19 protein-coding genes are annotated in these 17,814 nt (G+C 74.3%); 8 read left to right on the top strand and 11 right to left on the bottom strand.

Annotated features, from left to right (window positions below; translation table 11 throughout):
* Positions 1-53: 53 nt before the first annotated feature.
* From CG747_RS24940 to CG747_RS24960, 5 genes are all read right to left on the bottom strand, one after another.
* Positions 54-656 (bottom strand): hypothetical protein, encoded by a 603-nt coding sequence (locus CG747_RS24940; RefSeq protein ID WP_100604051.1) that lies wholly within the window; start codon positions 654-656, stop codon positions 54-56.
* 210 nt (positions 657-866) lie between these two features.
* Complete coding sequence (locus CG747_RS24945) at positions 867-1,313, bottom strand: ATP-binding protein (RefSeq protein WP_100604052.1); 447 nt, start codon at positions 1,311-1,313, stop codon at positions 867-869.
* Complete coding sequence (locus CG747_RS24950) at positions 1,307-2,197, bottom strand: MEDS domain-containing protein (protein WP_100604053.1); 891 nt, start codon at positions 2,195-2,197, stop codon at positions 1,307-1,309. The genes CG747_RS24945 and CG747_RS24950 overlap by 7 nt, the downstream gene beginning before the upstream one ends.
* 116 nt (positions 2,198-2,313) lie before the next feature.
* Positions 2,314-3,138: an MOSC domain-containing protein gene (locus CG747_RS24955; RefSeq protein WP_100604054.1), complete on the bottom strand. Its 825-nt coding sequence runs from the start codon at positions 3,136-3,138 to the stop codon at positions 2,314-2,316.
* Between the two features lie 46 nt (positions 3,139-3,184).
* Positions 3,185-3,631 carry a DUF6643 family protein gene (locus CG747_RS24960; protein WP_100604055.1) on the bottom strand — a complete coding sequence of 149 codons (447 nt, stop codon included), beginning with the start codon at positions 3,629-3,631 and terminating at the stop codon, positions 3,185-3,187.
* A gap of 255 nt (positions 3,632-3,886) precedes the next feature.
* Between CG747_RS24960 and CG747_RS24965 the strand changes: the two genes are divergently transcribed.
* Positions 3,887-5,200, top strand: coding sequence for a TerD family protein (locus tag CG747_RS24965; RefSeq protein WP_100604056.1), 1,314 nt, complete (start codon positions 3,887-3,889; stop codon positions 5,198-5,200).
* Positions 5,201-5,204: 4 nt separating this feature from the next.
* Here CG747_RS24965 and CG747_RS24970 read toward each other — a convergent pair whose 3' ends face one another.
* Entirely contained in the window at positions 5,205-6,353 is a 1,149-nt protein-coding gene (locus tag CG747_RS24970; RefSeq protein ID WP_180985702.1) for a glycosyltransferase, read from the bottom strand.
* 160 nt (positions 6,354-6,513) lie between these two features.
* Between CG747_RS24970 and CG747_RS24975 the strand changes: the two genes are divergently transcribed.
* The 3 genes from CG747_RS24975 (at position 6,514) to CG747_RS24985 (ending at position 8,614) form a co-directional block, all read left to right on the top strand.
* On the top strand, positions 6,514-7,311 hold the full coding sequence (locus tag CG747_RS24975) for a glutamate racemase (RefSeq protein WP_100604057.1): 798 nt from the start codon (positions 6,514-6,516) through the stop codon (positions 7,309-7,311).
* Between the two features lie 70 nt (positions 7,312-7,381).
* On the top strand, positions 7,382-7,996 hold the full coding sequence (locus CG747_RS24980) for a hypothetical protein (RefSeq protein WP_180985697.1): 615 nt from the start codon (positions 7,382-7,384) through the stop codon (positions 7,994-7,996).
* Positions 7,997-8,116: 120 nt separating this feature from the next.
* On the top strand, positions 8,117-8,614 hold the full coding sequence (locus CG747_RS24985) for an NUDIX domain-containing protein (protein WP_100604058.1): 498 nt from the start codon (positions 8,117-8,119) through the stop codon (positions 8,612-8,614).
* A 21-nt stretch (positions 8,615-8,635) separates the two neighbouring features.
* On the opposite strand, the gene CG747_RS24990 is transcribed toward CG747_RS24985, so the two are convergent.
* Positions 8,636-9,172 (bottom strand): hypothetical protein, encoded by a 537-nt coding sequence (locus CG747_RS24990; RefSeq protein WP_100604059.1) that lies wholly within the window; start codon positions 9,170-9,172, stop codon positions 8,636-8,638.
* A 256-nt stretch (positions 9,173-9,428) separates the two neighbouring features.
* Here CG747_RS24990 and CG747_RS24995 point away from each other — a divergent pair, with 256 nt between their 5' ends.
* Both CG747_RS24995 and CG747_RS25000 read left to right on the top strand, forming a co-directional pair.
* The gene (locus tag CG747_RS24995; protein ID WP_100604060.1) at positions 9,429-9,626 is read left to right on the top strand and encodes a CsbD family protein; all 198 of its coding nucleotides are present in this window, start codon (positions 9,429-9,431) and stop codon (positions 9,624-9,626) included.
* A gap of 240 nt (positions 9,627-9,866) precedes the next feature.
* A complete protein-coding gene (locus CG747_RS25000) occupies positions 9,867-11,087 on the top strand; it encodes a 4-hydroxybenzoate 3-monooxygenase (protein ID WP_100604061.1) in 1,221 nt (406 codons plus the stop codon).
* A gap of 83 nt (positions 11,088-11,170) precedes the next feature.
* Here the strand turns inward: CG747_RS25000 and CG747_RS25005 are convergent, their stop codons facing one another.
* Positions 11,171-11,605, bottom strand: a complete 435-nt coding sequence (locus tag CG747_RS25005; protein ID WP_100604062.1) for a CBS domain-containing protein — start codon at positions 11,603-11,605, stop codon at positions 11,171-11,173.
* Positions 11,606-12,081: 476 nt separating this feature from the next.
* Here CG747_RS25005 and CG747_RS25010 point away from each other — a divergent pair, with 476 nt between their 5' ends.
* On the top strand, positions 12,082-13,197 hold the full coding sequence (locus tag CG747_RS25010; protein ID WP_100604063.1) for a chemotaxis protein: 1,116 nt from the start codon (positions 12,082-12,084) through the stop codon (positions 13,195-13,197).
* A 76-nt stretch (positions 13,198-13,273) separates the two neighbouring features.
* On the opposite strand, the gene CG747_RS25015 is transcribed toward CG747_RS25010, so the two are convergent.
* The 3 genes from CG747_RS25015 to CG747_RS25025 form a co-directional block, all read right to left on the bottom strand.
* Positions 13,274-14,599 carry a phosphoribosyltransferase family protein gene (locus CG747_RS25015; RefSeq protein ID WP_100604173.1) on the bottom strand — a complete coding sequence of 442 codons (1,326 nt, stop codon included), beginning with the start codon at positions 14,597-14,599 and terminating at the stop codon, positions 13,274-13,276.
* A 71-nt stretch (positions 14,600-14,670) separates the two neighbouring features.
* Positions 14,671-15,393 (bottom strand): histone deacetylase, encoded by a 723-nt coding sequence (locus CG747_RS25020; RefSeq protein WP_100604064.1) that lies wholly within the window; start codon positions 15,391-15,393, stop codon positions 14,671-14,673.
* A gap of 186 nt (positions 15,394-15,579) precedes the next feature.
* Entirely contained in the window at positions 15,580-16,185 is a 606-nt protein-coding gene (locus tag CG747_RS25025; protein ID WP_180985698.1) for a TetR/AcrR family transcriptional regulator, read from the bottom strand.
* Between the two features lie 155 nt (positions 16,186-16,340).
* Between CG747_RS25025 and CG747_RS25030 the strand changes: the two genes are divergently transcribed.
* Positions 16,341-17,801 (top strand): cytosine permease, encoded by a 1,461-nt coding sequence (locus tag CG747_RS25030; RefSeq protein WP_100604066.1) that lies wholly within the window; start codon positions 16,341-16,343, stop codon positions 17,799-17,801.
* Positions 17,802-17,814: the final 13 nt, after the last annotated feature.

The following is a 17,814-nucleotide window of genomic DNA, read 5'->3' on the forward strand; positions in this document are numbered from 1 at the left end:
AGCGCGCTCGGCGGGCGGCAGTTGACACGGTCCGCCGCCTGGCCAGCCGCTCCTCAACTCCCGGCGCCGGCCCGGCCCCAGTCCTGTCCAGCGCGGGCCCAGGCCGCGTCCCAGCGGCGGAAACGACGCGCCATCAGCTGCCGGACGACCAGCCGGCGGCCGCCCTCGACGAGCCCGCCGACCGCCGCCGCGCAGCCCAGCCCGGCCAGCACCGCGTGCGTCGCCGCGGTCTCCTCGTCCATCGGCCGGGGCACCGCCCGCCCCCGCTCGTCGGCCCACATGCGGAACCGGTCACCGGTCTCCACCGGCCGCGGCGCGATCACCTCCCCGGTCCGCGGGGCGCCGCCCGGCCCCGGCCAGCGGGCGATCACCCGTAGGTGCACATGGTGCTGCGAGGCCGACTCGGGGTCGGGGTCGACCGGATTGGGGGACGCCGGCCGGTCCACGGTCGCCCACACCAGGTGGCGCTGTTCCCGCTGGAGCCGTACGGCCTCCAGGAGGGCGCCGTGCGCGGCCCGGCCGGCGAACCAGCCGGCGCAGGGCGCCCCGACGGCGATCAGCAGGGCGGCCATCAGCGCCAGCCATGCTTCCCACCGGTCGGTCCGGCGCCGGAGCGGATTGTGCCGCCAGTGCCAGATGCCCGCGATCGCCCGCATCGTGCCCCCTCTCGTGGTCCGTGCATACCGCATCGCGGCGTGCCCATGCGCCGGTTCCGGGAAGCGAGATCAACGTCACGCCGCGGGTGCCGCCGACGACCGCCGCCTCCGTCAGCGAACAACCCCGCCCTCGGAGCCGGTCGGCGGTACTGCGGGAGGCGTGCGACACCTCGGGCACCCGACCGGGTACCACCCCGTACGGCGGTGCCGTCAGGGCAGCCGGACCGCCACCGTCACCACCGCGCCCCGCGGACCTGCCGGGTCGGTGCCCGGGGCGACCGCGAACCGGTCGGCGACCAGCCGCGCCAGCCACAGCCCCCGCCCCTTGGGCGCCCCGTCCAGGCCCGGCAGCAGCTCCGGGATCACCGCCTCGCTGAAGCCGGGGCCGGCGTCGCTGATCCGGCACTCCAACTCGTCGCCCACCCGCTGGAGCACCAGACGCCCCGAACCGCCGGCGTGCTCCACGGCGTTCCCCGCGATCTCGTCCACCGCCAGCACGAACTCCCCGCGCCGCGGCTCGTTCAGCCCCTCGCGGGCGGCGCACTCCTCGACCAGCAGCCGCAGCTGCGGCAGCAGCCGCGCGGTGAAGCGCCGCTGCAGCAGCCGGCGTCCGGGCTCCTCCGCCTGACCGTGACCGGCCGGTTCCGGATTCAGCACGGCCGTACCACCTCCCTCGGCGCCAGCCGCGGCACCGCATCGGCGCCCAGCCGGCGCAGCATCCGGTGCTGCCCGCGGTCGCAGCGCACCTCGACCAGATCGTGGCCCGCGGCGCCCCGGGCCAGAGTGAGCAGACCTACCGCACAGCCCACCGACAGGAAGTGCAGCCGGGTCAGGTCCACGGTGAGCCGTCGGGCCGCCGCCGTCCGGGACAGCGCGATCTCCAACGACCGGACGAACCCGGCCTGATTGGCGGCATCCGCCTCACCGACGAAGGCCACCGCCTCGTCCGGCCCGTGCACCGTCCGCAGACTGCCCAACCGCTCCAGTGCGACGCGCGGATGCGCCTGCTCCATCGCGGTCAGCACCGCCCGGTCGAACCGCCGCCGGTCGTACGCGCAGACCTCGGTGTACGGCCGCCCGGTGAACAGCGCATGGGCACCGGTCTCGCGCCGGGCCATCGCCGCCACGTCGGCGCCGAGCGCGGCCACCCAGCCCATGTCGATGAACGCCCGCAACCCGGTGTACCCCTCGGCCGTCGCCCGGTCGGTCGCCGCGTGCAGCTGCCCCATCTGGCGGGCGGCGGTGAACACGGCGTCCGGCCGGATCAGTTCCCGCATGCTGGTGACCGCCAGCTGGCCGTGCCGGCGCGCCCGGACCGTGCTGCGACTGGGGAAGTCGATCCTGGCCAGCACCTCTTCCTCCGGCACGTCCGGGGAGGGCAGGACCAGTACCTTCTCACCGCGGGCCAGCCCGAGCCGGACGAAGGCCGTGACGGCCTCCCACCGCACCTCGTCGTCGCCGTAGCTCACGAAGGCGTGGTCCCCGGGGCGCAGGCGTTGCAGGGGAATGAGGCGCTCGCTCAACGCGTCCCTGGCAGGCATCGGCACAACAGCTCTCTGTCTCCCCCCGCGGCCCGTCCCGTCGGCGGCGCTGTGCGCTCACTGTAGGCAGCTGCCGACCGGCCCGCAATGAGGGCGACGGCGGCCGCGTACGGCCGTCAGTCGAGTATCTCGAACGGGTCGCCGACGCGGAGCACGCCCGCCCCGCGGGGGATCAGATTCTGGCCGAAGACCAGCCCGTCACCGAAGCGCCGGTGGCGGGCGAGCGTCCGCAGCGGCTCCTTGCCGCGTGCGGCGGTGTGCTGGTCGGTGGTGGTCACCACGCAGCGGCCACTGGGCTTGGCCACGTGGAACTCCACCTCGCCGATCCGCACCCGCCGCCAGTCGTCCTCCGCCCAGGGCGCGGTGCCGTCGATCACCACATTGGGCCGGAAACGGTTCATCGGGAGGGGGCCCTCGTCGGCGTGATCGCCCTGGGCGATGAGGGAGTTGAGGGCGCCGAGCGACGCGGTGGTGGTCAGCAGCAGCGGAAAGCCGTCCGCGAAGCTGACCGTGTCCCCGGGCTCGCTGTACCGCGGGTCCACGGGGCGGCGCTTCTCCGGGGAGTCCATGTGCACCAGCCGGCACGCGGAGCCCAGATAGCCCTGCCACCACGCGGCCGCTTCCGGACCGGCGGGCACCGCCTCGACCACGGCGCCGAAGACCTCGACCGGGACCGTGCCCACCGGCACGGGCACCTCGACCACCAGCGGCGGCATCCCGGGTGCGGTCAGCCGCAGACCGCCGCCGGGCAGCTCCTCGGCCCGGGCCAACGCCAGCCCCGGCTGCTGGCGTTGGGTGATCTGCCGGCCCTCGGCATCGACCACCAGCCACCGTCGGTCCCCGGCGAGCCCCCATGGCTCGACGGTCGCTTCGCCGGGACCGGACCCCGCCAGGGCCTTGACCGGATAGACGTGCAGCGACTGGACCTGTGGTGCGGGCATGACCCCATCCTGCCAGCCGCCCCGGACGTCCGGTCGACCGGTCGGATCAGTACCCGCGCGGATACTGGCGGCCGTACCCCGGGTCGTCGAACGGCGAGGCGGGCCGCGGCGCGACCGGGCCGGCCGGCCGCATCGACTCGTACCCCGTGCCCGGCGCCGGGCGCTGGTGCTGCTGCGGGGCCGGGTACCCGCGGTTCCCGGCCTGCTGCGGGATGTACGGCGCCGGGGTGTGCTGCAACGGGGCGACCGGCTGCGCCGCGGCGCCCGGATACCCGCCCGCGGACGGCGCGGAGGGCGCCGCGGGCAGGGCGGGCAGTGCCGAGGGCAGCGCCGGCAGCGAGGAGGAACCGGTGTCCCAGGGCGACGGGTTCACCCGGATCGGGGCGATCTGCGGGGTACCCCGCTCTGCGACGAGGCTGTCGTAGATGGGGGTGTCCGGGAAGGAGGGCGATGCGTAGTAGCCGCCGCTGTAAGTGGAGCGGGGGGAGGTCATGCTTCATAAGTTAAGCCCACGATGTGTCGAATGGGGAGCCCGACTAGAGGGTTGTTTTACCGGTTCGGAGTGGCCCCGGGTCCCCAAAGTGAGCGAACTTGTGAAAATCGGTCGCGATCGCCCGTAGGAATCGTGTAAAGACGGCGCTTCCCGCAGATGAACAGTGGGCTTTCGGGGCGTTCCCGGCCAAGTAGGTTGGTGGCAGCCACCGCTGACGGGGGCACGAGCACACCACGACGACAGGAAGGCGCGGCGATGTCGATGCTCAAGGGCGGCAACGTCCCGGTTCCGGCACCGGCGGTCCGGGTGGAGCTGGGCTGGCAGCCCGTCCCCGGGGCGCCCGACGTGGACGCCTCCGCGCTGCTCCTGCTGTCCGGAAGGGTCCGCGACGACGCCGACTTCGTCTTCTACAACCAACCGGTGCACGCCTCCGGCGCGGTGCGCCACGAGGGCAAGCGGCCGACCGGCGGGACGATGACCGACACCCTCCACGTCGACCTGGGCGCCGTCGAGCCCGCCGTCGACACCGTGGTCCTGGCCGCCTCCGCCGACGGCGGCGGCTTCGGCGGCGTACCGGGCCTGTACGTCCGGGTGCTGGACGCCGGGAGCGGCGCCGAACTCGCCCGGTTCGACAGCCGGGACGCCACCACCGAGACCGCGTTCGTGCTCGGCGAGCTCTACCGCCGGCAGGGCGGCTGGAAGTTCCGCGCGGTGGGGCAGGGGTACGCCACCGGCCTCGCGGGGCTGGCCACCGACTTCGGCATCAGTGTGGCGGACGGGCCGCCCGCCGCCCCGGCGCCGCCGGCCGCCCCCGTGCCGCCGTTGCCGAGCGGTCAACCGGTGGCGTCAATTCCGCCCCCGCCCGGTCACGGCGCACCGGCGCCCGCACCCGGTCCCGTCCGGCTGACGAAAGTCACCCTGACGAAGGACGCTCCGGTCGTTTCGTTGACGAAGCAGGGCGGCACCTCCGGAGCGATGCGGGTCAACCTCAACTGGAGCGCGGGCGGCGCCGGCAAACGCTTCACCAAGAAGCTCGGCCGCAAGGCGATGGAGGCACTGGGCGCCCGCGGCGCACTGCTGCCGCCCTCCGGCGACCTCGACCTCGACCTGTGCGCGCTCTACGAGTTCACCGACGGCTCGGCCGGAGTGGTGCACCCCATCGCCAACGCCTTCGGCGACCTGTACGCCCCGCCCTACATCCAGCTCGACCGCGACGACCGCACCGGCGCCGTCGCCACCGGCGAGAACCTCACCATCAACCTCGACCACCAGGCCCGCTTCCGGCGCATCCTGATCTTCGTGACGATCTACTCCGGCGCCCGCAGCTTCGAGGGCCTGGACGCCACCGTCACCCTCCAGCCGCAGCACGGCGCCCCGGTCGAGTTCACGCTCGACGCCTGCACGGTGCCGGCCACCGTCTGCGCGCTGGCCCTGATCACCAACACCGGCGGCGAACTCGTCGTCCAACGCGAGGCCCGCTACCTCGTCCCCGCGCCCGGCGTCAGCGCCCAGCGCACCGTCGACCACGCCTACGGCTGGGGCCTGAACTGGTCCCCGGCCGGCAAGTGAGCGCTCAGGGCGCGCCGTAGGTGCGGCCCTTCCACGCGGCGCCGCGCCCCCGGTAGTGCTGCACGGCCGAGTCCACGGTCATCAGGAGGTAGAGCAGCGCGGTGAACGGGAGCAGCGGCGCCGCCCACGGGGGCTGCCGGTAGTAGCGCAGCATCGGCAGGTACGTCCCGGCCATCACCGCCCAGGCCGCGCCGCCCAGCGCCGCCACCGACGGGTCGCCGGCCGCGAGCCCGGCCAACAGGGCGGCCGGCGGCGCCAGATAGACCAGCGCCAGCCCGAGGACCGTGCCCAGCAGGAGCGGCGGCCGGTGCCGCAGCTGCGCGTAGGCGCTGCGGGAGACCATCCGCCACAGCTCCGCGAGCCGCGGATACGGGCGCACACTGGTCACCCGGTCCGCCAGGCCCAGCCAGACGGTCCCGCCGGACCCCTGCACGGCCCGCGCCAGCGACACGTCGTCGATCACCGCGTGCCGGATCGCCTCCGGCACGCCCGCCCGCTCCGCGGCCTCCCGCCGCAGCAGGACGCAGCCGCCGGCGGCCGCCGCGGTCCGGGCGCCGCGCCGGTTGACCCACCGGAACGGGTAGAGCTGCCCGAAGAAGTACACGAAGGCCGGCACGATCAGCCGCTCCCAGCCGGTCGCCACCCGCAGCCGGGCCATCTGCGACACCAGGTCCAGCCCCGCGGAACGGGCCGCCGCCACCAACTCCCGCAGGCTGTCCGGCTCGTGGGCGATGTCGGCGTCGGTCAGCAGCAGGTACTCCGGGGCGGTGCGCTCCCGCGCCAGCGCGATGCCGTGCCGGACCGCCCACAGCTTCCCGGTCCAGCCCGGCTCCGGCTCACCGGGCGAGGCGACGGTCAGCGGCAGCCCGCCGCGGACGGCCGCCAGTTCGCGGGCGAGCGCGCCGGTCCCGTCCGTGCTCCCGTCGTCGATCAGGAAGACCTCGGCCCGGCCCGGGTACTTCTGCGCCAGCAGCGTCGGCAGGCTCGCGGGCAGCACCGCCGCCTCGTCCCGTGCCGGCACCACCACCGCCACCGACGGCCAGCGGTCCGGATCCCGGCGGGCCGGCAGCCGGACGTCGGTCCGCCAGAAGAAGCCCTGCCCCAGCAGCAGCCACAGCCAGGCGAGCAGCGACCCGGCGCCGATCCACTCCATCGCTTCCACGGCCGCAGTCTGCCCCACCGTGGCCGCCGCTGACCGGGACCCGACACGCGCTCCGGCCGGCAGGGGAACGGGGCCGTCGCGGCGCCCGCCCATTCCGGTCCTTCCCGGCCCGGTATGACAAGCGGGACGGACCGTTGAGTAAAGTGTCCGGGTGAAGATCGCGCTGATGGATTCCGGAACGGGCCTGCTCCCGGCGGCCGCCGCCGTACGGCACCTGCGGCCCGACGCGGATCTGGTCCTCTCCACCGACCCCGACGGCCTGCCGTGGGGCCCGCGCACCCCCGACGACGTCACCGCGCACGCCCTGGCCGTGGCCCGCGCCGCCGCCGCGCACCGCCCGGACGCGCTGATCGTCGCCTGCAACACCGCCTCGGTGCACGCGCTGCCCGCGCTCCGCGCCGAACTGGAACCGGACATCCCGGTCATCGGCACCGTCCCGGCGATCAAGCCCGCCGCGGCCGGCGGCGGCCCGGTCGCCATCTGGGCCACCCCCGCCACCACCGGCAGCCCGTACCAGAAGGACCTGATCGCCCGCTTCGCCCAGGGCGTCACGGTCACCGGAGTGCCCTGCCCCGGCCTCGCCGACGCCGTCGAGCAGGCCGACGAGGCCGCGATCGACGCCGCGGTGGCCGCCGCCGCGGCGAACACCCCGCGGGACATCCGGTCCGTCGTCCTGGGCTGCACCCACTACGAACTGGTCGCCGAACGGATCCGGGCGGCCCTCCAGCAGCCCGGTACCCCGCCGCTGGTGCTGTACGGCTCCGCCGAGGCGGTCGCCGCCCAGGCCCTCCGCCGGATCGGCACCGAACCGGCCCCCGCGGCCGCCCCCACCGGCACCCTCAGCGTGCTCCTGAGCGGCCGCTCGGGCTCCCTGCCCGATGTGGTGCTGGCCTACGAGGAGGGTCGGCTGCTCGCCGGCGCCGTCCCGGCCGCACCGCGCACCGTGTGACCCGTCGGCCGGAGCGGCGCAGTGCTCCGGCGCACTGCCGCAGCGTGCGAAGGCGCGTACGCTGCGTCTCATGAGGGACCACCCCCACGAGGGGGCCGCAGCCCCCGATCAGCACGGCAGCACGGACGGCGGTCCGGCCGGTGTCCGTCCGGCCGGCGGCTCCCATGCGGAGATTCCCGAGGTCTGGCACGGCAGCGCGTCCAACCGCGTCCAGTGGCTGCTGGCCGCCGTGGGCGCGGCCTGTCTGGCGCTGGGCATCGACCTGGCCGTCAACAGCACCTGGACCTCCGGCCTGGCGCCCCTGGTGATGGCCGTGGTCGGCTGTGTCGCGGCCGGTCTGCTGGTGCTCTTCGGCACCCTCGCCTTCGTCCACGTCGCGGTCCGGGTCGACGAGGAGGCCCTGGAGGTGCGGTGCGGCCACATGGGAGTACCGCGCCGCCGGATCCCCCTGGACTCGGTCGTCGGCGCCGACTTCGCGCCCCGGGTCACCCCGCGCCACTGGGGCGGCTGGGGCTACCGCTGGCGCCCCGAGCAGGGCACGGCCGTGGTCGTCCGGCGCGGCGAGGCGATGGTGCTGCGGCTCGGTGACGGGCGCACCTTCACCGTCACCGTCGACGACGCCGAGGGCGCGGTGCGCTGCGTCCGCGAGCGGCTCCGGCTGCGCCGCCCGGCCTCGACGGCTTAGGCCGGGTCCGCGAAGTCCCGTCTGTCGTGCGGCACCCGTTGCGGGCCTCGGGGTGCCGTCCCTGTCCGGCACGGCGCCGCACGTCGGGGTCGCGTCCGTCCGGTCCCGTAGGGTCGGGGCATGGCGATCCCCGAATTCATCCGCGACCTCCGGACCGACATCGGCACGAAGCTGCTGTGGCTGCCCGGGGTGAGTGCGGTCGTGTTCGACGACGCGGGCCGGGTGCTGCTGGGCAAGCGGGCGGACACCGGCGGTTGGTCGGTGATCGGCGGCATCCCCGAGCCCGGTGAGCAGCCCGCCGAGACCGCGGTCCGCGAGGTGTACGAGGAGACCGCGGTGCACGTCGTCCCCGAGGGCGTGGTCCTCGTCGAGACCATGCCGCCGACCCACTACCCCAATGGCGACGTGTGCCAGTTCATGGACGTGACGCTGCGCTGCCGGGCGGTCGGCGGCACGGCGCGGGTCAACGACGACGAGTCGCTGGAGGTCGGCTGGTTCCCGGCGGACGCCCTCCCGGCGCTGGACGACTACGCGCTGAGCCGGATCAAGAAGGCGCTGGAGGCCGGCCCGACGTGGTTCCAGGGCATGGCGGAAGCGGAACCGGACACGGCTGGCTAGGGCCTGCCCCGGCGGCCGGGCCTACAGCTCCGTGGTCGACGGCTGTCCCATGGGCAGCGAGGACTCGTCGGGCAGGCCCGGCATCTCGGACGCGTCCGGCGGGCCGCCGGGTCCGCCCTGGCCGGTGTCCTCGGTGTGCATCGCGCGTTCGCCGCGGCGGCACTCGGTGATCCAGGTGCCGGTCGGGCCGCCGTCGTACCGACAGGACCAGCCCTGCACGGCCAGTGCTCCCGGCGGGCCGCCCGACTGCGGCGGCGCCCGCAGGAAGAACTCCTTCATCACCGCCAGCGCCTCCGGGCAGCCCACCGTGCCGGCGGCGCCGGGGTCCGCGAACAGCGCGACACCGTGTGCCTGCCCCAGTACGCCGGCGATCTCGCCGCAGCTCACCGGCTGGCCCGGGATGGTGGGGGAGTCCTGCGGGGCCGGGGTGCCGTTCGGGGCCGCGCCCGGGCCGGACGCGGACGAGGTGGCCGGTGCGTCCCTGACGCCGTCCACGGTCCCGCAGCCGGCGGCGGCCAGGGCCAGCAGCACGGTCGGCACGGCGATGAGCCTGTGCATGTCGGCCTCCTCGTGGCGGCGGTGCGGGTGCGGCGCCCCGCGTCGTTCGACGCTAGGAGGCCCGTTGCGGAGGGGCGATCCGGGGCGGCCGTTCGGGTGACCGCCGGGCCGGCGGACGGGGGCCGGACCGCGCACCGAGCGGTGCGGTGGGTCCGGGCTCCGGATGCGGCCGGTGGTGAGCTGCGGCAGCGTGGTGGCGGAGCTTCGCGTCCCCGCCGAGGCTTCGCATCCTCCCCACCGAACGAAGGAGTTCGCCATGGCCGACAAGGGCTCGCCGGACAAGATGAAGGGCAAGGCCAAGGAGGTGGCCGGCAAGGCCACCGGCGACCGGCGGATGGCCGCCGAGGGCCGGGCCGACCAGGCCAAGGGCAAGGCCAAGAGCGCCATGCGCAACGCCAAGGAGAGCGTCCAGGGCGTGAAGGACTCCCTCAAGGACCGCGACGACGCCTCCTGAGCCGCCGCGGCGCACGCACGCCGGACCGGGCCCCTGTGGATACGCGCCACAGGGGCCCGCGGCCGTCCCGGGTCGCTCCCGGGCGCGGTGGGGTGGGGAGTTACGTGCGGATATGGCAGTGGCCGTACGGGATTGGGCGGTGGTCGAGCAGCGTCGGGAACCGGGGCGCCGGGCGCATGTTTTCGGCCGACCGCCATACTGCGAGCGATCTTCCGCTCGGCCCGAAGGGAACCACCCGCAGTGTCCTCACCTTCCCCCTCTCCCGCCGCCCCGCCCCCCTCCCGCACCGCCGTCGTCGTCATCGGGGCCGGACCCGCCGGGCTCACCGTGGCCAACGTGCTGCGGGCCGCCGGTGTCGACTGCGTCGTACTGGAGGCGGAGAGCCGGGAGTTCATCGAGCGGCGGCCGCGCGCCGGGTTCGTCGAGGAGTGGGCGGTGCGGGCGCTCGCCCGGCACGGCCTCGCCGACGGGCTGCTGGAACGGGCCCAGACCCAGGGGGAGTTCGAGTTCCGCTGCGACGGGGCCCGGCACACCGTGCGGACCGCCCGGCTGTCGGGGCGGCGGCATTTCGTCTATCCGCAGCCCCTGTTGGTCGGCGACCTGCTCGCCTCGTACGCGGACCGGGCGGGCGGCGCGGTGCGCTTCGAGGTGCGGGACGTGCGACTGCACGACATCGAGGGGCCGCAGACCGCGGTCTCGTACCGCGATCCGCACACCGGCGAGCGGCACCGGATCGCCTGCGACCACATCGTCGGCGCCGACGGGGCGCGCGGGGTGAGCCGGGCCGCGATACCCGACGGGCAGGTGCGGCTCACCCGCTACGACCACGGGGTCGCCTGGCTCGCGGTGCTGGCCGAGGCGCCGCCGTCCGCGGACGGTGTGGTCTTCGGCATCCACCCGCGCGGATTCGGCGCGCACATGGCGCGCAGCGCCGAGGTCACGCGGTACTACCTGGAGGTGCCGGCCGACGACGACGCGGCGGACTGGCCCGACGACCGGGTGTGGGCCGAGCTGCGCCTCCGGCTCGCCGCGGACGGCGCCCGGCCGCTGCACGAAGGGCCGTTGAGCGAGAAGACCGTGCTGGCGATGCACAACTACGTGGTGGAGCCGATGGCGTACGGCCGGCTGCACCTGGCCGGTGACTCGGCGCACCTGCTCGCGCCGATCGCGGCGAAGGGCATGAACCTCGCGGTCAACGACGCGCTGCTCCTCGGCGAGGCGCTGATCGCCCACTACAAGGGCGACGACCGCGGACTGGCCGGGTACTCGGCGGCGGCGCTGCGGCGGGCCTGGCAGTACCTGGAGTTCTCGCAGTGGCTCTCGGAGCTGCTGCACGGGGCCTCGTCCGGCGACCGGTTCCGTGCCGGGACGGCCTCGGCCCGGCTGCGGCGGCTGCTCGGCTCGGAGGCCGCGGCCAAGTCGTTCGCCGGGCTCTACCTCGGCGAGGAGGCGGACCTGTAGGACCCGGTGGCGGGGGTCGGACGGGTCCGCCGGCGGCCGGGTGCGGGAAGGGGTGGGCGCGCTCGGCCGCCGTGCGGGGTGCGTCAGGCGGTCGCGTAGACGCGGGTGGCGAACTCGGCGACCTGGGCGTCGGTGAGGTTCTTGGCCAGGTTGGCCTCGGTGATCATGCCCACCAGTTGGTGCCCGCCCTTGATGTCGATCACGGGGAGGCGCTTGATCCGGTGCTGCTCCATGGTGCGCAGGACCTCGCCGGCGTCCGCTTCCGCGTCGATCCAGTGGATCTTGCCCTGTAGCGAACCGGCCTGCACCGTCGACGGGTCGATGCCCTCGGCGCAGCACTTGACGACGATGTCACGGTCGGTGATCATCCCGGTCAGCTTGTTGTTGTCACCGCAGATGGGCAGGGCGCCGACCTTCAGGTCGCGCATCATCTTCGCCGCGTCCTGCAACGACTGGTGCGCGCCGACGCATTGCACTCCGCCGGTCATGATGTCCCGGGCTCGCAGCTTGCCGGCCATGGTTCCTCCCGCTGTCACAGCGTGCTGGTGAATGGTCCGCGCGGCGGTCTCCGCCGCGTCCTCCCCGCCGGCCCGTGCGGTGTGCTCCGCCGCGTCCTTCCCGGCGGGCTCCGCGGGCCCGCGCGGAGCGTCGGCCGTACGCGTCGCAGGGTGTGTCCGCGTGGTGCGCACGGCGTCCTCCCTTCGATGACACCACGGATGCCGCAAGGTCGCTTCCGGGGCCGGGCGCCGTCGTCGGGGGGCGAAATCCCGCTGCCGCACGGGCCGGAGCGCGCCGCCCCGGCACCTGCTGCCCCACCGGAGAATCGGGCATATCGTTCTTAGTGTGGTAGAGCACCGGGGGCGGACCGGGTGCCGGCAGCCGGGAGTCCGTTCCGGACGTGCTCCGTGCGGTCGTGCCAGCCGATCCGCTCTCCGAACCAGCCGATCCGCTCACCGAAAGCTCCGTGTATCCGCTCGTCGAAAGAAGGGTTCCGATGCATGCTGCGCTCAGCTCCGCTGACCTCGCCAAGCTTCGCCGGCAGCGGCCCTATCCGGCCGTGTCGGTGCTGATGCCCACGCATCGCCGTGAGCCGGACAACGCGCAGGACCCGGTCCTGCTGCGGAACATGCTCGCCGAGGCGAAGGAGCGGCTCCAGGCCGATCCGGACGTCTCCCGGGAGCGACGGATCGACGTCATCGAGCAGTTGGACAAGGCGGCGTCGGAGGTCGACCTGACGCACGCCGAGGACGGCCTGGCCCTCTTCGCCGCGCCGGGGGAGTACCAGATCTGGTCGTTGAGCTGCACGGTTCCGGCCCGGGTGGTGCTCTCGGACACCTTCCTGACCCGCAACCTCGTCGCCGCGCACGCCGCCGAGCACCCCTTCTGGGTGCTGGCGCTCTCCGCCGACCACGTCAGCCTGTGGAGCGGTGCGATGGACCGCCTCACCGAGGTGCGGCGCGGCGGCTTCCCGCTGACCCGCAGCCTGGTCGATCCCGACCCCGAGGACCAGTTGCAGGTGGGCGACGTGCCCAGCACCTTCCGCAACGAACACACCCGCCGGTTCCTGCGCGAGGCGGACACCGAACTGGCCGCGGTCCTCAGGGCCGACCCCCGGCCCCTGTACGTGGTCGGCGAGGCGCCGGCGCTCTCCCTCTTCGACGACGCGGGGACGGTCATGCGGGGCGGCACCGGCACCAAGGTCGCGGTGACGCAGGTACCGCAGGCCGGGCTGGCCGCCGGACCGTCCGAGTCCCTCTGGCAGGCCGTCCGCCCGTACGCGGAGAAGCGTACGGAGGCCGAAATCGCCGACGTGCTGGCCGAACTGGACCGGGCGCGCGGGCGGCGGACCTTCGCGGCCGGACTGGACGAGATCCGGCAGAGCGCCGAGATCGGCCGGGTCGCCCTGCTGGCCGTGGAGGAGAACTACCGCGAGACCGTACGGGAGACCGGCGGCCATCTGACGCCGGCCGAGCCCGGTGAGCGGGACGCCATCGACGACATCGTGGACTCGATCGTGGAGCGGTCCCTGGACACCGGCGCGGAGGTGCGGTTCGTACCGGACGGCGTGCTCGCCGAGGTGGGCGGGATCGCGGGGACGCTGCGTTACTAGCCGCTGCTTCCCCCACAGGCGGCAGTGGCCGACGGGATGCCCGTCGGCCACTGCCGTTCTCGTGTGGCGTGAGGCTTTACGCCGGGAGCAGGTGGAAGTGGCGGGTGAACCAGTCGCGGGCGAGCGCGGACACCGTGTCCAAGGCCCCCCGCTCCTCGAAGAGATGGGTCGCACCGGGCACGATTTCGAGCTTGTTCTCGCAGGTCAGAGCCGACTGAGCCTGGCGGTTGAGATCCAGGACGAGGGTGTCGGCGCCGCCGACGATCAGGAGTGTCGGGGCCTGGACTGCGGAGAGCAGCGAATGGCCCGCGAGGTCGGGCCGGCCGCCGCGGGAGACCACGGCGCCGATGCCCGCATCGGGGTAGGCGGCGGCGCGCAGGGCGGCCGCGGCGCCGGTGCTGGCGCCGAAGTAGCCGATCGGGACGGGCTCGCGGGCGCGCAGCCAGCGGGTGGCGTCGGCCAGCCGCCGGGCCAGCGTGTCGATGTCGAAGACCTTGGCCCGATCGGACTCCTCGGCCGGGGTGAGCAGGTCGAAGAGCAGGGTGCCCAGGCCCGCGCGGTTCAGGGTCGCGGCCACCGCGCGGTTCCGCGGGCTGTGCCGGCTGCTGCCGGAGCCGTGGGCGAACATCACCACCGGACAGCCCGCGACGGGCCGGGTGAGATCACCGATCAGCCGGACCGGTCCGGCCTCGATCCGCACCTCCTCCGTGCCGCCCGCGCCGCTCGCCGCCCGCTCACGGCCGCCGGCGGCCGCTCCGGCGGTGGCACCGGTCGCCGCCTGGGACAGGAGCGAGACCACCTCGTCGTCCGACGTCTGGGAGAAGTCCTCGTACCACTCGCCCACCGCGGCGAACGCGTAGGGCGTGGACAGGCAGACGAACTCGTCGGCGGCGGTGCGCAGGCGCTCGGCCGCGTCCGGTGGGGCCACCGGCGCGGCCAGGACGACCCGGGCGGCACCCTGGGCGCGGGCCACCTGGCAGGCGGCCGCCGCGGTCGCCCCGGTGGCGATGCCGTCGTCGATCACGATCGCGGTCCGGCCGTCGAGCGGCAGCCGCTGCCGGCCGGCCCGGAACCGCTCGGCCTGCCGTGCCAGTTCCGCCTCCTCGGTGCGCTGCACCGCGTCGACGTCCGCCGGACCGACCCGGCCCCGGCGGATGATGTCCTCGCTGAGGACCCGTACGCCGCCCTCGCCGATCGCGCCGAAACCCAGTTCCCGCTGGTACGGGACGCCGAGCTTGCGGACCACGATCACGTCGAGGGGGGCACCGAGTGCCTGGGCCACCTGATAGGCCACCGGCACCCCGCCGCGGGGCAGGCCCAGTACGACGGGTTCTTCCTTCTCCAAATGGCGCAGCGCCTCGGCCAGCCGCCGTCCGGCGTCCGCGCGGTCAGTGAACAGCACAGTGTGCACCCCCTACTCAGGGGAGACGAAAGCCACGTCCACACCTAAATCCGGAATAACCCCACCCGAGGTCATTCCGCAAGTCCGGGCGGTCCCGCCGGGCCGGCGCCGGGCCGGTCCGGGGCCAGGAGGTCCGCGATCTCCTGGACCGACCACCGAGGGTGCACTCCCGGGCACGAGGCGAGGTGGGTCGCGGTCCGGTGCGCGGTCCAGCCGTGCGCGGCGCCGATGCCCGCGGCGATGTGCCGCAGGTAGGCGGCGGAGGGCGGGTTCGGCGGGACCTCCGTGCCGCGCCAGGGCGCCGTAAAGGTCAGCACCGGGTGGCCGTCGAGACGGCCGGCGCAGACCAGCGTCTCGTAGCGGCCGGGGCCCAGTCGGGCGCGCCCGTGGGTGAGGACCTGCGTCAGGTCGAGGTCCTCGCCCGGGTCCCGGTACATCTCCTGTGCCGCGATGTCGGAGAACTGAGAGAGCGTCAGGAGATAGGCATGGGAGGGGAGTTCGCCGTCGGCGTCGGGGTCGTAGAAGGCCCGGCCGCCGGTCCACACCGCGGACTCGGTGGCGAAGTACAGCCGCCCGCGCAGCAGGAGCGGCATGCTGCGCCGGGGCCGGCGGGGGTCGCGGCACCCCGGGAAGTCGCGTCGCCCGCCCGGCGGGCGGCCTCCGGTGAGGTAGTGGCCGAGCCTTTCCGGGTGCGTGTTGGAGCCGTACGCGGCGTACCAGACGTGGGTGACGGCGGCCGGGCGGGAGGTGTTCCCGCCGGCGTCGAAGGGTTCCGGGGCGCGGGGTGCGGTCACCCCTTCACGGTAGCGCCGCGGGGCGGCCCCGCCGCGGGGAATCCGGGGCGGTGGGTGCGGGGTGCGGGTGTGCCGCGGCGGCGGGCCGCGCGGCCGTCCAGGGCGTGTCGTCGCCTGCCGGGCCTCAGGGGGGATCTCGGGCCGGGCCTCAGGGGTCCTCCGGCCGGGTCGAATGGCCCGGTCGGGTCACTCCGGCAGGCCGATCAGCCGGCGGGCCGCCGAGCGGGCCGAGACCAGCGCCCGGTCGTGGTCCGTGCCGCGCTGCCCGAGGACGACCCGGGTGCTCAACCCGTCGAGCAGCGCCAGGAGTTCATCGGCCCGCGCCGCGGTGTCCATCGGCGCGAAGCGGCCGCGCTCCACCCCCTTGGCGAGCAGTGCCGCCAGGTCGTCCTGCCACCCCTGGTCCATCTCCTCCTGCGCGCGGTGCAGCGCCTCGTTGGAGGGGGTGCGGGCCCATAGTTCGATCCACAGCATCCAGCGCGCGTCGCGCGGTCCGCGCGGGAGGTAGAGCTGGAGGAAGAGGTCGAGCTTGCGTTCCGCGGTCAGCCGCCGTGCCAGCAGTGCCGTGCGTTCCTCGGCGAGCGCCGCCTCGCTCCACCGCAGCGCCTCCAGCAGCAGCAGGTCCTTGCTGCCGAAGTAGTACAGGATGTGGCCGCCGCTGGTGCCCAGTCGCTCGGCGAGGGCGGACATGGTGAGCGCGGCCAGCCCGTTCTCGGCGATGGCCGCCATCGCCTCCTCCAGCATCCGTTCCTGGGCGAGGTGCCCGTCGCGCCGTCGTACCGCCCGTGCCACCGGTGGTGCCTTTCGCTCGTGTGCCGTCTCCGGCCGACCCTATCGGCGAATTCGCGCAGAGGTCTTGACGACCGGGGCAGCGGTCACACATCTTGAATGCCGTTCTAAAACTTAGAACGGCATTCAAGATGTGTGGGTACGGAAAGGCGGGCGCGATGGCACAGCAGCAGCCGGACACCGGGAGCGTCGACACCGCCGATCCGGACGACCGCGCGGTTCGGCGCGGCACGTCCGGTGCCCAGCCGGAGACCGACGAGGTCTTCAAGGTCGAGACCCACGGCATCGACCCCATCCCCGACGACGAGCGGCACGGCAGCGCCCGCGACGTCTTCTGGCTCTGGTTCGGCTCCAACCTCACCTTCACCTACGTGATCAACGGGGCCCTCGCGGTCTCCTTCGGCCTCTCCTTCCGGCAGGCCACCGCCGTCATCGTGCTCGGCGGACTGGCCTTCTTCGTGATCAGCGCCGCCGGCCTGAGCGGCATCCGCACCGGCACCGCCACCCTGGTGATCTCCCGCGCCGCCTTCGGCGCCCGCGGCAACTGGCCCGCCGGCCTGCTCAACTGGGTGGTCAGCATCGGCTACACCATCGTCAACACGGTCGTCGGAACCCTCGCCCTGGAAGCCTTCTTCGCCGACCTGGGCTGGCAGGGCGGCACCCCGACCCGAGCCCTGGCCCTGCTGATCACTCTCGCCCTGACCTTCGTGGTGGCGATGTGGGGCCACGCCACCGTCCAGTTCGCCGAACGTTGGATGGCGTACGTGCTGGCCGTCGGCTTCGCCGTGCTGCTGGTCCTGGTGCTGCCCGGGGCGCACACCACCGCCCCCGCCGGCCCGGCCGGCGCCGCGGGCTGGAGCCTGGCGTTCGTGGTGATGCTGGCCGGCCCCGTCTCGTACGTGCCGATGCCCGCCGACTACACCCGCTACCTGCCGCAGTCCACCTCGCTGCGCTCGCTGACCTGGTACGGCGCGCTCGGCGGCTTCCTCTCCTCGGTCGCGCTCGGCGTGATCGGGGCGGCCGCGGCCACCCGGACCGACATGACCGACGCGGTGGCCGGCACGGAGCGGCTGCTCCCGGCGTGGTTCCAGGCCGCCTTCCTGGCCCTGGTGCTGCTCGGTTCGGTGACCAACTCGATCGTCACCCTCTACTCCTCCAGCCTGAACCTCCAGGTCCTCGGCATCCCCTGGAGCCGTGCCAAGGCGATCCTCATCAGCGCCACCGTCACCGCACTCGGCGCGCTGGGCGCCCTCTTCCTCGCCGACTTCACCGAGTCGCTGCTCTCGTTCCTCTCCCTGCTGATCATCGTCTTCGCTCCCTGGGGCGGCGTGTTCCTCGCCGACATGCTGATGCGCCGCTGCCGGTACGACACCCGGGCCCTGCACACCGGCCCGGCCGGCAGGTACTGGTACCGCGCCGGGTATCACGCCCCGGGCCTGGCGGCCCTCCTGCTCGGCATGGTCTTCGCCGCCCTGACCTGCCACTCCGAACTGTGGACCGGCCCGCTGGTCGCCCCTCTGGGCGGCGCCGACCTCACCCTCCTCGGTGCCCTCGTCTCCGGCCTCGCCTACTGGGCGCTCGCCCGCCGCACGGTCGCCGCCACCACCCCGGCCACCTGACCGGCCCGCCCTC

Origin of the sequence: Streptomyces sp. CB02959 (assembly GCF_002803155.1) — a bacterium.
GTDB lineage: Bacteria > Actinomycetota > Actinomycetes > Streptomycetales > Streptomycetaceae > Streptomyces.